The organism is Cupriavidus necator N-1 (assembly GCF_000219215.1).
Taxonomy (GTDB): Bacteria; Pseudomonadota; Gammaproteobacteria; order Burkholderiales; family Burkholderiaceae; genus Cupriavidus; species Cupriavidus necator.
This window is the reverse complement of the sequence record NC_015723.1, coordinates 678804-693647: the sequence shown is the minus strand read 5'-3', so window position 1 is coordinate 693647 and position 14844 is coordinate 678804. Positions and strand designations below refer to the sequence as shown.

Below are 14844 nucleotides of genomic sequence, written 5' to 3'. Positions count from 1 at the left end.
CGGGAAGAACTCAGTCCAGGCGGATGTTGTTGGTGCGGATGACCTTACCCCAGCGTGCGTAGTCAGCCTGGACGGTCTGCGCGAACGCATCCGGCGTGCTGCCGGTCAGGACGATGCCCATGTCGTTCATGCGCTTGCGAATGTCCGGCTGGGTCAGGACGCGATTGACGTCGGCCGAGTACTTGTCGACGATGGCCCGGGGCGTGGCGGCAGGCAGGAACAGGCCGAACCATCCCAACCCGTCCATGCCGGCAACGCCCGCTTCGCGAAAGGTCGGCACATCCGGCAACTGCGGCGAGCGGCCGCCGCCGGTCACGGCCAGCGCGCGCAGGCGGCCCGAGGCGTTGTGCGGCTTGGCGCCCATCACCGAGATGATGGCGGCGGGCACCTGGCCGCCCAGCAGGTCGTTCAGCTCCGGCGCCTCACCCTTGTATGACACATGGACCATGTCCAGCTTGGCGGACTCCTTGAAGATCTCGCCGTACAGGTGGCCGCTTGAGCCGGTGCCGTAGGAGCCGTAGGAGAACTGCCTGGGCTTGGCGCGGACCAGCTCGATGAATTCCTTCAGGCTGGTGACCGGCACCGAGTTGTGCACGGCAAAGACCAGGTTGGTGGTGCCCAGCTCCGACACCGCGGCAAAGTCCTTGACCGGGTCCACCGGCGGCTTCGCATACAGGCTGGGTGCCTGCACGAGGGTGGTGATCGTCAGCAACGCGGTATGGCCGTCAGGCTCGGCGCGGGCCACGGCCTCGGAGCCGATCATGCTGCTCGCGCCGGGGCGGTTCTCTACCACCACCGGGCGCGACCAGGCCTTGCCAAGCCCGTCGGCAATGGCACGCGCCAGCACGTCGGTGGCGCCGCCGGCCGGGTATGGCACGACGAGCCGGACCGTCTTCGATGGGAATTGCCCCTGGGCGAAGGCGGCACCTGCACCGAGCACCCCGGCCACGGCCAGCAACCCGGCGCCAAAGCGCCACAACGCACTACGACGATCTGCCTGCATGTGTTGTCTCCATTGTCTTTTTCTGAGGCGGGAACGGGTCTTTGCCCCGTTTCTGGTCCCGTCCGGGCCGGTGCGCCGGCCTTGTATCGGTATCAGCCGCAGAGTGCGCGATGCTGCGGTGCGTGGACAATGACCAGACAGGCCAAAATGATTGGCCGAATCGCTCAGATGGAAGGCAGCCTTTGGCAAATCCCGATTGTGCGGCGCGGTCGCGGCTTGCTAAGGTGGCGAGACGATGTGGCGAAACGTCCGGGAACGCCCGCGGAACCAGCCGTTCCGCGGTGCCGGCGCCGACGCGTCACCGTGATGAGGAGACCCATGCATACCGCTGTCCTGTCATCGCTGCGCCCGCCCGTGCCAGGCAAGCTGCACCTCGCCGGCAGCGCACTGCCGCCGGCGCTCGGGCACGGCCATGCCCCAGGCTGTGCCGAGGCCCCGGCGACCCCGGCGCAGGCCGCGCCACAGGCCTCGGCGCGCCACACCATTGCGATCCAGCATGTGGATCACATTCTGCTGGGCCCGCGCCGGCTGGGCCACGACATTGCCGCGCTGCTACGCCGGGCCGGAATTTCACCGGCGCTGCTGGCCTCGCCCAATGCGCGCGTCACCCAGGGCCAGTACGCGGCGCTGATCCGCACGCTACGCCGCGTCATGCGCGATGAACTGTGGGGGCTGCTGGACCGGCCCGTGACCCCGGGCGTGTTTGCGCAGGCGTGCCGCAATCTGATCCATTGCGCCACGCTGGAAGACGCCATCCGCGCCGGGCTGCGCCTGTACCGGCTGCATATCGACGCCTTCGCGCCACGCCTGCATGTCAGCGCCGACGGCAAGACCGCCTCAGTGGTGCTGCATCCGCGCGCGCCGGCCTCGGCCTGCCGCAGCTTTGCCGAATCGACTTTCGTGTTCCATGCCTACGCACTGCTCAGCTGGCTGGTCGCCAGCCATATCCCGCTGGCGCGGGTCGACCTGAGCGCCGCGCCGTCGCAGGGCGGCCCAGAGACCGAGCGCGTCTTCAAGACCGCGGTGCATTACGGGCAGCCTGTCTCCGTGTTGCATTTCGATGCCGCCAGCCTGCGCCTGCCGGTGATGCAGGACGCCGCCAGCCTGCGCGCGTTCCTGCGCGAGACGCCGCGCAACCTGCTGATCCGCTACCGCGACAACAGCTGCCTGGCCGAGCGTATCCGGCAGCACTTGCGTTCCCACCTGGATGACGAACTGCCGTCGCTGGAACAGATGGCGCAGGTGCTGCGGCTCACGCCCCAGACGCTGCGCCGCCGGCTGCGCGACGAGGGCAGCGGCTACCAGAGCATCAAGGACAGCCTGCGCCGCGACGTGGCCATCGGCATGATGGAGCGCCCCGGCATGACGCTGCAGGACGTGGCGCTGCGGCTTGGCTTCTCCGAGCCGAGCACGTTCCACCGGGCCTTCAAGAAATGGACCGGCGTGGCGCCGGGAGAGTATCGGATGCGGGGATTGCGGGGAGAGGCTGTGCCCGGCTGATGCGGGCCGGGTCAGGATCTCCGGTGGCCGGCGGCTGAAGCATGGCTGCCGGATTGCCCGGTACCGTCCCCCCCTACCTCTGTCCCACCGGCGGCGCTGCCCACTGCCCCACCTGCACCATCCCCGTCTGAGGCGGCGGCACCTGCAGGGTCGCCAATAGCAAGCCCATGCCGGCAAGGATGCGGTACTGGCTGGCCAGTTCGTTGTACTGGCCGGTCACATAGGCCGTGCGGGCGCTGAAGTACTCGTTCTCGGCATTCAGCAGGTCAAGCAGGCTGCGCTGCCCGATCCGGAATTGCTTGCCGTAGCTGACGCGCGTGGCGTCGCTGGCCTCCACGTATTGCTTGAGGCTCACCAGCCGGTCCTGCGCCGTCAGGTGGGCGTTATAGGCCTGCGATACGGCCTCCTGCACCTGCCTGCGCAGCCGGTCCAGGTTCTGCTCTGCTTCCTGGACCTGGTAGCCGGCCTCGTTGATGCGCGCCTTGTCGGCGTTGCCGCGAAACAGGTTGTAGCGCACGCGCAGCATCACGCTGCGCTCGTCGGTGGTGCCGAGCACGCGGTCGCGGTCGCGCGCCACGCCGACCTCGAGATCCAGCCTTGGCCACAACGCGGACTTGGCCAGCGAACGTCCGGCCAGGGCTTCGGCGATATCGGCCTGCCCAGCACCCAGCGCGGGGTGATTGGCGTTTGCCACCTGCTGCGCCTCCCGTTCGGTGGCAGGCAGCAGCGTCGACAGCGAGTCCGGCCTGGACAAGGCCTCCGGCGGCGCGCCGACCACGCGCAAGTAGGCTGTCATGGCGTCCTGCAAGCTGCCCTGCTCCGCCCGCAGGCTGGCCTTGGCCAGCGCCAGGCGGCTTTCGACCTGATAGAGATCGGCGCGGCGCAGCACCCCGTTGTCGGCGCCAAGCCGGATCTGGTCATAGATGTGCTGGTGCGCTTCCAGATTGGCCAGGCCGATGACCACCGTTTCCTGACGCCGCAGGACCTCCACATAGACGCCGACCGTGCGCAGCGCGATGTCTTCGGCAGTCGCGCCGACCCGGTAGGCCGCACCGTCGATCCGTGCGCCCTGGCGCTCCACATCGCTGCTGGTGGCGAAGCCGTCGAACAGCATCTGCGAGATCGTCACGCCGGCCGCATGACTGGCATAGGAAGAGTCGGACAGGCCCATCAGCCGGGTGCTGTGGCTGTCCAGGCGTACGCGACCGGTGGCGGCATTGACATCGACCCGCGGCAGGTAACCGGCGCGCGCCTGCGTCAGCCCCTCGTCCGCGGCCAGCCGGCGGCTGCCCGCCGCCAGCACTTCGGGATTGGTATGCACGGCTTGCTCGACTGCCTGGCGCAGCGCCTGGGCTGCCGCGTGATGCGGCACCACCATGGCGGCCCATAGCAGTACATGTGCCAGCCGGCACCATGTCGTTGTCATGCTTCCCCCACTCGGGCGCACCCGCTGCCGCGTATCACGCTGGCCGGCGCCTGCGCGAGACGGGAAGCGGTGCGCTACCCGTTTATTATGGTTTTCAACTGCGCCGGATTCCGGCTTTACTGCTGCCCTGCATTTCCCTCTCTGAATCCGCCACCGATCGCACGCCTCAGGCGGTGTGGATATTGCCGTTGCTCAACAACGTGTTGAGATCGAGCCCGACTACGCCCTGCAGCACCGCCACGTCCTGGAATGCAGCCGCCGTGCCACTGCCATCCCGATCCAGGCTGACGACGGTGTTGCCATCGACTTCCGACAGGCGAATGAACTGCCCGGCATTGGCAGCTGTGACGGTGACGCCGGAAAGCAGGTCGGACAAATCCAGCACATCGCCGCCCGCGGCCACGGGCGCCCGGTCAAAATCGGTGACCTTGTCCACCGAGGCCGAGTCGGCCCGGAGAAAGGCGAACGTATCACTGCCTGCACCGCCGGTGAGGGTGTCGACACCCGCACCGCCAATCAGGGTGTCGTTGCCGCCGCCACCAGTCAGGTTGTCATCGCCGGCGCCGCCCCGCAGCACGTCGATGCCACTCGAGCCAATCAGGTTGTCGTTGAAAGCCGAACCGATCACGCCTTCCATGTTCTTGTAGCTGTCGGTGCCAAGGCCGACCGCAACCAGGTTCAGCGCCGTGGCACTGCTGCTCTGTGTCAGAGTGAGCGAGATCGCGCCGGTGGCATCGGAGAAATCCAGCAGATCGATGCCTGCACCGCCGTCGATGGTGTCATTGCCCGCGCCGGCGCGAATGATGTCGCCGGACGAGCTGCCGGTCAGTGTGTCACTGAAGCGCGAACCGATCACGCCTTCCATATTGCTGTAGGTATCCCGGTCCAGGCCGACGCTGGTCAGGTTGACGAGGGTGCCGCTGCCGCTCTGGGTCAGGGTAAAGGTGACAGCGCCGCTCGCATCCGAGAAGTCCAGCATGTCGATGCCGGTGCCGCCGTCGAGCGTGTCGTCGCCTATGCCACCGCGCAGCACGTCGTCGCCGGTGCCGCCCTTGAGCGTGTCGGCGGCGTTGCCGCCAATAAAGACGTCGCCGGTGGCGCCGCCCGTGAGCGCATCGGAGTTGCTGCCGCCATCCAGGTAGGAAGCCTGGTAGTTCAGGCCCGCCAGCGACACGTCGGCCGACCCGTTGGTCGACGAGACATTGACCGTGACGGTAGCCGTACTGGTGCCGCCCGCACCATCGTAAATGGTGTAGCTGAAGCTGCCCGACGCCCCGTTGTCGGTGTTGAACATGACGTAGCTGTTATTGGTCCCCGGCGCGAACGCCAGGTTGCTGACCGCGCCCGTGGCAGACCCCAGCGCAATCACCGACAAGGCCATGCCATCGACATCGCCGTCATTGCCAAGCAGTGCGCTGACAGGGATCAGGATGCCGTTGGTATTGTTCGAGGCGTAGATCACGTCCGCTGCCGCCACTGGTGCGTCATTGACCGGATTGATTGCAATCGCGACCGAGTCGCTATCGACCGAGGCGCCATCGCTGGTCTGCATCTGCAGCGTGGCTGCGCCCGCATAGTCCTTGTCACCGACGAAACGCAGGCCGTTCAGCGCGGCATTGATCGCCGCGTCACTGCCCGTGAACGTCATGGTGCTGTCCGAGGTGCCGTCGCCCGCCAGGAACTGCAGCCCCGCGAAGCCGTTCAGGCTGATCGTGCCGGAGGTCGCACTGAGCGTCACGGTATGGCTGCCGTTGTCCACGTCAGAGATGCTGAGGGCGTTGCCATTGGTGGTGCTGAATACCAGCGGCGCGTCTTCGTTGACTACCTGTGCCGTGGGCATGGCGTTCACAGCAGCATCATTGGCGCCGGTGATGTTGACTGTGATTGCCTGGGTGGCGGTGAGATCGGCCGATTGCACGGACAGCGAGTCGGTCACATGCTGGCCTGCGGCGAGAAACTGCACCTTGCTGTTGTCGAGCGTGTAGGTCCAGGCCCCGGTGTTGGTGTCGAAGGTGAAGGTGCCGTACTGTCCTGCCAGGCTCTCCGGCGCCACCGCGGCGAAGTGTGCTTCACCGGTGTCGACATCGGTAACCGTCAGCTTGCCGCTGGCAGATGCGTCGCCGAGGTCGGTGTTGCCTGCGCCGCCGGCTTCGGTCACTGCCTTGTCTTCGTTGGCCGAGGCCGAGATGGTGGCGTGGTCGTTGGCACCGGTGATGTTGACCTTGATGATCTGCTGCGCCGTCTGGTCTGCCGAAGCCACCGTCAGCGAATCACTGACCTGCTGGCCCGCGATCAGCGCATCGGCCTTGGTGTTGTCCAGCGTATAGCTCCAGGCGCCGGTGTTGCTGTCGAAGTTGAACGTGCCGTACTGTCCGGCCAGGCTCTCCGGCGCCACCGCGGCGAAGTGCGCTTCACCGGTGTCGACATCGGTAACCGTCAGCTTGCCGCTGGCGGATGCGTCGCCAGTTTCAGCATTGCCTGCGCCGCCGGCTTCGGTGACCGCCTTGTCTTCACTGGCTGAGGCCGAGATGGTGGCGTGGTCGTTGGCACCAGTGATGTCGACCTTGATGGTCTGCTGCGCCGTCTGGTCGGCGGAGGACACCGTCAGCGAATCACTGACCTGCTGGCCCGCGATCAGCGCATCGGCCTTGGTGTTGTCCAGCGTATAGCTCCAGGCGCCGGTGTTGCTGTCGAAGCTGAAGGTGCCGTACTGCCCGGCCAGGCTCTCCGGCGCCACCGCGGCGAAGTGCGCTTCACCGGTGTCGACATCGGTAACCGTCAGCTTGCCGCTGGCGGAGGCGTCGCCGAGGTCGGTGTTGCCTGCGCCGCCGGCTTCGGTCACTGCCTTGTCCTCGCTGGCCGAGGCTGTGATGGTGGCGTGGTCGTTGGCACCAGTGATGTCGACCTTGATGGTCTGCTGCGCCGTCTGGTCGGCGGAGGACACCGTCAGCGAATCACTGACCTGCTGGCCCGCGATCAGGGCATCCGCCTTGGTGTTGTCGAGCGTATAGCTCCAGGCCCCGGTATTGCTGTCGAAGCTGAAGGTGCCGTACTGCCCTGCCAGGCTCTCCGGCGCCACCGCGGCGAAGTGCGCTTCACCGGTGTCGACATCGGTGACCGTCAGCTTGCCGCTGGCGGAGGCGTCGCCCGGGTCGGTGTTGCCTGCGCCGCCGGCTTCGGTCACCGCCTTGTCTTCACTGGCCGAGGCTGTGATGGTGGCGTGATCGTTGGCACCGGTGATGTCGACCTTGATGGTCTGCTGCGCGCTCTGGTCGGCCGAGGACACCGTCAGCGAATCGCTGACCTGCTGGCCCGCGATCAGGGCATCCGCTTTGGTGTTGTCGAGCGTATAGCTCCAGGCCCCGGTGTTGCTGTCGAAGGCGAAGGTGCCGTACTGTCCTGCCAGGCTCTCCGGCGCCACCGCGGCGAAGTGCGCTTCACCGGTGTCGACATCGGTGACCGTCAGCTTGCCGCTGGCGGAGGCGTCGCCCGGGTCGGTATTGCCTGCGCCACCGGATTCGGTCACTGCCTTGTCTTCGTTGGCCGAGGCCGAGATGGTGGCGTGATCGTTGGCACCGGTGATGTCGACCTTGATGGTCTGCTGCGCGCTCTGGTCGGCCGAGGACACCGTCAGCGAATCGCTGACCTGCTGGCCCGCGATCAGGGCATCCGCTTTGGTGTTGTCGAGCGTATAGCTCCAGGCCCCGGTGTTGCTGTCGAAGGCGAAGGTGCCGTACTGTCCTGCCAGGCTCTCCGGCGCCACCGCGGCGAAGTGCGCTTCACCGGTGTCGACATCGGTAACCGTCAGCTTGCCGCTGGCGGAGGCGTCGCCGAGGTCGGTGTTGCCTGCGCCGCCGGCTTCGGTCACTGCCTTGTCTTCACTGGCCGAGGCTGTGATGGTGGCGTGGTCGTTGGCACCGGTGATGTCGACCTTGATGGTCTGCTGCGCCGTCTGGTCGGCGGAGGACACCGTCAGCGAATCACTGACCTGCTGGCCCGCGATCAGGGCATCCGCCTTGGTGTTGTCCAGCGTATAGCTCCAGGCGCCGGTATTGCTGTCGAAGGCGAAGGTGCCGTACTGCCCTGCCAGGCTCTCCGGCGCCACCGCGGCGAAGTGTGCTTCACCGGTATCGACGTCAGTGACCGTCAGCTTGCCGCTGGCGGATGCGTCGCCAGTTTCAGCATTGCCTGCGCCGCCGGCTTCGGTGACCGCCTTGTCTTCACTGGCTGAGGCCGAGATGGTGGCGTGGTCGTTGGCACCAGTGATGTCGACCTTGATGGTCTGCTGCGCCGTCTGGTCGGCGGAGGACACCGTCAGCGAATCACTGACCTGCTGGCCAGCGATCAGCGCATCGGCCTTGGTGTTGTCCAGCGTATAGCTCCAGGCGCCGGTGTTGCTGTCGAAGCTGAAGGTGCCGTACTGCCCGGCCAGGCTCTCCGGCGCCACCGCGGCGAAGTGCGCTTCACCGGTATCGACGTCAGTGACCGTCAGCTTGCCGCTGGCGGAGGCGTCGCCGGGATCGGTGTTGCCGGCGCCGCCGGCCTCGGTCACCGCCTTGTCTTCACTGGCCGAGGCTGTGATGGTGGCGTGATCGTTGGCACCGGTGATGTCAACCTTGATGGTCTGCTGCGCGCTCTGGTCGGCCGAGGACACCGTCAGCGAATCGCTGACCTGCTGGCCCGCGATCAGGGCATCCGCCTTGGTGTTGTCGAGCGTATAGCTCCAGGCCCCGGTATTGCTGTCGAAGCTGAAGGTGCCGTACTGCCCGGCCAGGCTCTCCGGCGCCACCGCGGCGAAGTGCGCTTCACCGGTATCGACGTCAGTGACCGTCAGCTTGCCGCTGGCGGAGGCGTCGCCGAGGTCGGTGTTGCCTGCGCCGCCGGCTTCGGTCACTGCCTTGTCTTCGTTGGCCGAGGCTGTGATGGTGGCGTGGTCGTTGGCACCAGTGATGTCGACCTTGATGGTCTGCTGCGCCGTCTGGTCGGCGGAGGACACCGTCAGCGAATCACTGACCTGCTGGCCCGCGATCAGGGCATCCGCCTTGGTGTTGTCGAGCGTATAGCTCCAGGCCCCGGTATTGCTGTCGAAGCTGAAGGTGCCGTACTGCCCTGCCAGGCTCTCCGGCGCCACCGCGGCGAAGTGCGCTTCACCGGTGTCGACATCGGTGACCGTCAGCTTGCCGCTGGCGGAGGCGTCGCCCGGGTCGGTGTTGCCTGCGCCGCCGGCTTCGGTCACCGCCTTGTCTTCACTGGCCGAGGCTGTGATGGTGGCGTGATCGTTGGCACCGGTGATGTCGACCTTGATGGTCTGCTGCGCGCTCTGGTCGGCCGAGGACACCGTCAGCGAATCGCTGACCTGCTGGCCCGCGATCAGGGCATCCGCTTTGGTGTTGTCGAGCGTATAGCTCCAGGCCCCGGTGTTGCTGTCGAAGGCGAAGGTGCCGTACTGTCCTGCCAGGCTCTCCGGCGCCACCGCGGCGAAGTGCGCTTCACCGGTGTCGACATCGGTGACCGTCAGCTTGCCGCTGGCGGAGGCGTCGCCCGGGTCGGTGTTGCCTGCGCCACCGGATTCGGTCACTGCCTTGTCTTCGTTGGCCGAGGCCGAGATGGTGGCGTGATCGTTGGCACCGGTGATGTCGACCTTGATGGTCTGCTGCGCGCTCTGGTCGGCCGAGGACACCGTCAGCGAATCGCTGACCTGCTGGCCCGCGATCAGGGCATCCGCTTTGGTGTTGTCGAGCGTATAGCTCCAGGCCCCGGTGTTGCTGTCGAAGGCGAAGGTGCCGTACTGTCCTGCCAGGCTCTCCGGCGCCACCGCGGCGAAGTGCGCTTCACCGGTGTCGACATCGGTGACCGTCAGCTTGCCGCTGGCAGATGCGTCGCCAGTTTCAGCATTGCCTGCGCCGCCGGCTTCGGTCACTGCCTTGTCCTCGCTGGCCGAGGCCGTGATGGTGGCTCCATCGTTGGCACCCGTAATCCGGATGCTCAGCGAAGAAGCCGCACCGGCCTGCCCGTCGGACACCTCATAGTTGAACGTGTCCTGGACTTGCTGGCCCTGCCGCAATGCCTGCACCTGGCCTTTGCCGTTGTCCAGCTCATAGCTGTAGCTGCCGTCGGCGTGGAGCGTCAGCGTGCCGTACTGGCCGGCATAGGTGCCGGGATTGGCCACGGCCAGCACGTTCCCCGCATCGACGTCGCTGTCGTTCGACAGCACATTGCCGGTGATCGGGTTCGGAGAGTTGTTCTCGCCGATCGCGTGGGTATCGGCCACTGCCGTTGGCGCATGGTTGTCGTAGCCAGCGAAGTCCGACTTGGTCAGTTCGTGCAGTCCGTTGAGCTTGATGACCATTTCCGCCGTGGCGGGATTGCCGTCGACATCCACGTAGACATAGGTATTGCCCCCCGATTGCTGGAACCAGGCTCCGTGGGCCGTGGGCTGGCGGCCACCCCATTCAAAGCCAGCGTCGCCCAGCACGGGCCGCAAGTCGAGGTGGTCCACGCCGCGCTGGAAGTCGGTGATCACATCCATGCCGGCCGCGGTGGAGTCGGAGACGGCGTTATAGACAAAGACGTCAGCGCCGCTGCCGCCGCTCAGGGTATCGCCGCCTGCCCCGCCGGAGATCTTGTCGTTGCCGCCTTCACCGTAGATGGTGTCCTTGCCGTTGCCACCGGCGATGATGTCATCGCCGCCGAGGGCGGCATTGTTGCCGTTGTCTCCGTAGATCAGGTCGTCGCCGTTGCCGCCATAGATGCGGTCGTTACCCGGCCGGGCTGACTCATGGCCGGCACCGAGCAGGTAGTCGGCGTAGCTGTCGTAGCCGTCGCCATACAGCGTATCGCCGCCATTGTCGCCGGTGTAAAGCGCCGACGAGCCGTCGATGCTGCCGATCACGTCATCGCCGCTGCCGCCATAGACCGCGTCGGTGCCGTTGCCACCCGACAAGTTGTCATTGCCGAGCCCGCCGAACACGCGGTCCTTGCCGTTGGCGCCCAGCAGCGTGTCGTCGCCGCTGCCGCCTTCGACGATATCGTCGCCGTTGCCGGCATCGACATAGTCGTTGCCATCGCCGGCGCTGACGTAGTCATTGCCATTGCCGCTCAGGATGGTGTCGGCGGACGTGGTGCCGCTGATGCTGTCGCTGCCGTTGCTACCTGTCAGGGTTGCCATGATTACTCTCCGTCCTGAATGCCGGCCTGCCGGCCATGCCTTGCTTGTTATCGTCGTGGGCAGTCCGCCCCGTTCTTATCGTTCCCGGAACGCCAGTTCCCTGGTCTTGATGATGGGCTTGAGCAGGTAATGGAGCACCGTCTTCTGCCCGGTCAGCACATCGACCGTGGCCACCATGCCGGGCAGGATGGGTACCTGCACGGCACTGCCGCCTGGCCGGTTGTCGCGCGTGCGCACGCGCACCAGGTAGTAGCTTTCCGGGCGCTCGCCCGGGCGCTCCGGTGTCAGCGTATCGGCGCTGATATGCTCCACGGTGCCGGCAAAGCCGCCATAGATCGAAAAGTCGTAGGCCGACAGCTTGACCACCGCCGGCTGGCCGGGCCGCAGGAAGGCAATGTCGGCAGGCCGCACGCGCGCCTCGACCAACAGCGTGTCTTCCAGCGGGACGATCTCCAGCAGGTCCATGCCGGGCTGCACCACGCCGCCCACGGTATTGATCTTGATCTGCTTGATGACGCCGGCAAGCGGGGCGCGCACCAGGGTGCGATCGACGCGGTCCTGCAGCGCCGTGTTGGTGGCGCTCTGCGCGGCCTGTTCGGCCTTGGCCTGGTTGAGCTCTTTCATGGCCTCGGCGCGATAATGCGTGCCCAGTTCGTCGGCTTTCTGCTGGCTCTCGCGGTAGGCGGCCTCCAGGCGCGGCATGGCGAGCCGCGCGGCCTCGAGTTCGCCTTTCAGGTCATTGGCCTGGCGCTCAAGCCGCAGCAGGTCGACCTCGGACACCACGCCCTGCGCCACCATCGGGCGCATCATGGCCAGCTCCTGCGCCACCAGCCGATGGCTCTGCCGCAGTTGCTGCTCGCGCGAGCGCTTCTCGGTCAGCTCCTGCCGCCGTTGCTCTGACTGCTGGCGCAGCACGGCGAGATTGGCATCGAACGCGCGCTTGCGCGACTCGAACAGCGCGCGCTCCTCGGACACGAAGCGGCGGCCCTCGGCATCGGCCGGCGCGCTCGCCACGAACGCCGTGCCGTCGGCCTCGGCGCTCAGGCGCGCAATGCGTGCCACCAGCGCATCGTCCCTGGTGCGGCCTTCCTGGTAGGAAGCCGTGAAGCGGGTATCGTCGATGCGCATCAGCGGCTGGTCCTTGTTCACCACCTGCCCCGGTCGCACCATGATCTCGGCAATGATCCCGCCTTCGAGGTTCTGCACCACCTGCACCTGGCTCGACGGGATCACCTTGCCCTCGCCCACGGCCACCTCGTCCACCTGCGCCAGCGCGGCCCAGGCCAGCGCCACCAGCACGAAGACCAGGGCGGACCAGAGGATCCAGTGTGTGAAATAGCGCGGTTGCGCCAGCGCGGCCGCATCGCGCTCGCACATGAAGGCGGTGTCGTCGGCACGCGGCCTCAGCGCGGCGATCAGGCGCCGCACTGGCCCCATGCGTTGCGGATCAGGCTGAAGCGACATGGAGCTTCCTCCCCGCGAGCGCATTCAGGACTTCGGCCTTGGGGCCATCGGCGACGATGCGGCCCTGGTCCATCACGATCAGGCGATCGACCAGGCTGAGCAGCGAGCCGCGATGCGTGACCAGGATCAGCGTGCGCCCGCCCAGCGCTAAGGCCAGGCGCGCCTTGAACTGCTCCTCGGTACGGTTGTCCATGGCGCTGCTGGGTTCGTCGAGCAGCAGCAGCGGCGGCTGCAGCAACTCGGCACGGGCAATGGCAATGGCCTGGCGCTGGCCGCCCGAAAGGCCTTCGCCGCGCTCTCCCAGGCGCAGGTCATAGCCGTCCGGCAGGCGATCGACAAAGTCGCTCACGCCGCCCAGGCGCGCCGCGCGCAGCACGGCTTCGTCGTCGGCGTACGGGGCGCCCATCACGATGTTGTCGCGCAGCGTCCCGCTGAACAGCATCACGTCCTGCGGCACATAGCCGATGTCGCGCCGCAACGCGGCCGGGTCCAGCTGGCGCACCTCCGCGCCGTCGACCAGTACGGTGCCGGCATCCGGTGCGTACAGGCCGAGGATCAGCTTCTCGATGGTGGTCTTGCCTGAGCCGATGCGGCCGATCAGGCCAACCCGCTCGCCGCTGCCAATGCGGAACGAGACCCCATCCAGTGCCGCGATGTCGCGGCCCGGATAGCGAAAGCTGACCTGCCGGAACTCGATTTCGCCGCGCAGCGGCGGGCGGTGCAGGAAATGCTTGCCGGGCGGGCGCTCGACGGGCAGCGCCATCATGCGGTCAATGCCGGCCAGCGCAGTGCGCGCCTGGTGATAGCGGGTGGTCAGCCCGGCCACTTGCGAGAGCGGCGCCAGCGCGCGGCCGGCAAGGATGGTGCAGGCAATCAGGCCGCCCGTGGTCAGCCGGTCGTCGGCGATCAGGTAGACACCGATCACCACCACCACCAGCGTGGCGGCCTGCTGGACGAACAGCGAAAGGTTGATCACGCAGGCGGAGAGCAGCCGCGCCCGCAGTCCCAGTTGCGCCATCTGCCCGACCACCTGCTCCCATTTGCGCTGGGCGGCACCTTCGGCACCGCTGGTCTTGATGGTCTCCAGCCCCACCAGGGTTTCGACCAGTGCGGCCTGGCGCTGGGCCGCGCAGGCGCTGCTGGCGCGTACCGCGCGCGACAGCGGCCCCTGCAGCAGCAGGCTGGTGCCGATCACCAGCGGCACCGCCAGCAGCGGCACCCAGGCCAGCGGGCCACCGACCCAGAACATGGCCGCAATGAAGACCGCGGCGAACGGAAGGTCGACCAGGGTCGTGATGGTGGCCGAGGTCAGGAACTCGCGCACCGACTCGAATTCATGCAGCTGGCTGCTCAGGCTGCCCACCGACGCCGGCCGCGCCTTCATCTCGATGCCCAGCACCTTCTCGAACACCGTCGCGGAGACCGTGACATCGATGCGCCGGCCCGCCACGTCGACAAAATAGCCCCGCAGCGTACGCATCACCAGTTCGAAGCCAAGCACCAGGCCCACACCGATGGCCAGCGCCCACAGCGTTTCCAGCGCATGGTTCGGCACCACGCGGTCATAGACGTTCATGGTGAACAGCGGCATGACCAGCGCGAACAGGCTGAGCAGCAGCGAGGCAACCAGCACCTCGCCATAGAGCGGCCACGACTGGCGCATCACGCCCCAGAACCATCCATGCGGCGACGCCGGCCCGGCATCGCCCGCCGCCTCGAAGCGGTGCGCGGGCCGGGCGAAGATGGCATGGCCGGTGTACCGGGCCAGCAAGTCTTCCTGGCGGACCGGCTGCTCGCCGTCGCCCCATTCCGGCTGCGAGACCAGCAGCATGCCCTCGTCGCCACGGCGCAGCAATACGCAGGCCTCGCTCTGGTCGAGCAGCAGGATGGCGGGCAGCACCAGGTCCGGGATGTCGTCCAGCGGGCGCTTGACCAGCCGCGCCGACATGCCGGCGCGTGCGGCCGCGCGTGGAAACAAGGCAGCGGTCAGGCGATCCGCCTCCAGCGGCAGGCCCGCAATCAGGGCTTCGGCCGCGACTGGCCGCTGGAAGCGCCGGGCCAGCCAGAGCAGGCACGCCAGCAGCGGATCATCGGGGCGCGCGTGCCGACCTGGCGGATCCGGCAGGTTCCAGCCGGTGTCCTCGATGTTCCTTGCGGGCGTAGTGGCGGCGGCATGCATGGCAACGGCCCCCGCGCTTCAGAGTGGCCCGTGGCCCGTGCGGTGGCGTGCAACCCACGCTTGCGCACGTCGCGTTGCACGGCCTGCACATACCGCGCCCCCTG

The 14844-nt window shown here is 67.2% G+C and carries 6 protein-coding genes; 1 reads left to right on the top strand and 5 read right to left on the bottom strand.

Features of this window, described 5'->3' with window-relative positions:
* Positions 1-10 precede the first annotated feature (10 nt).
* Positions 11-1003: a Bug family tripartite tricarboxylate transporter substrate binding protein gene (locus CNE_RS21270; protein ID WP_013952337.1), complete on the bottom strand. Its 993-nt coding sequence runs from the start codon at positions 1001-1003 to the stop codon at positions 11-13.
* Positions 1004-1321: 318 nt separating this feature from the next.
* On the opposite strand from CNE_RS21270, the gene CNE_RS21265 reads away from it, so the two are divergent.
* Positions 1322-2503, top strand: coding sequence for an AraC family transcriptional regulator (locus CNE_RS21265; RefSeq protein ID WP_013952336.1), 1182 nt, complete (start codon positions 1322-1324; stop codon positions 2501-2503).
* A gap of 73 nt (positions 2504-2576) precedes the next feature.
* On the opposite strand, the gene CNE_RS21260 is transcribed toward CNE_RS21265, so the two are convergent.
* The 4 genes from CNE_RS21260 to CNE_RS21245 form a co-directional block, all read right to left on the bottom strand.
* Positions 2577-3929, bottom strand: a complete 1353-nt coding sequence (locus CNE_RS21260) for a TolC family outer membrane protein (protein WP_013952335.1) — start codon at positions 3927-3929, stop codon at positions 2577-2579.
* A gap of 166 nt (positions 3930-4095) precedes the next feature.
* Positions 4096-11097 (bottom strand): VCBS domain-containing protein, encoded by a 7002-nt coding sequence (locus CNE_RS21255; RefSeq protein ID WP_013952334.1) that lies wholly within the window; start codon positions 11095-11097, stop codon positions 4096-4098.
* 75 nt (positions 11098-11172) lie between these two features.
* Complete coding sequence (locus tag CNE_RS21250; protein WP_013952333.1) at positions 11173-12561, bottom strand: HlyD family type I secretion periplasmic adaptor subunit; 1389 nt, start codon at positions 12559-12561, stop codon at positions 11173-11175.
* The gene (locus tag CNE_RS21245) at positions 12545-14740 is read right to left on the bottom strand and encodes a type I secretion system permease/ATPase (RefSeq protein ID WP_013952332.1); all 2196 of its coding nucleotides are present in this window, start codon (positions 14738-14740) and stop codon (positions 12545-12547) included. The genes CNE_RS21250 and CNE_RS21245 overlap by 17 nt, the downstream gene beginning before the upstream one ends.
* Positions 14741-14844 lie beyond the last annotated feature (104 nt).

What these genes read in the sequence shown, in the direction of transcription:
- CNE_RS21260 (WP_013952335.1), bottom strand. Translation starts at nt 3,929, where the DNA reads ATGACAACGACATGGTGCCGGCTGGCACATGTACTGCTATGGGCCGCC.
- CNE_RS21270 (WP_013952337.1), bottom strand. Translation starts at nt 1,003, where the DNA reads ATGCAGGCAGATCGTCGTAGTGCGTTGTGGCGCTTTGGCGCCGGGTTG.
- CNE_RS21250 (WP_013952333.1), bottom strand. Translation starts at nt 12,561, where the DNA reads ATGTCGCTTCAGCCTGATCCGCAACGCATGGGGCCAGTGCGGCGCCTG.
- CNE_RS21255 (WP_013952334.1), bottom strand. Translation starts at nt 11,097, where the DNA reads ATGGCAACCCTGACAGGTAGCAACGGCAGCGACAGCATCAGCGGCACC.
- CNE_RS21245 (WP_013952332.1), bottom strand. Translation starts at nt 14,740, where the DNA reads ATGCATGCCGCCGCCACTACGCCCGCAAGGAACATCGAGGACACCGGC.
- CNE_RS21265 (WP_013952336.1), top strand. Translation starts at nt 1,322, where the DNA reads ATGCATACCGCTGTCCTGTCATCGCTGCGCCCGCCCGTGCCAGGCAAG.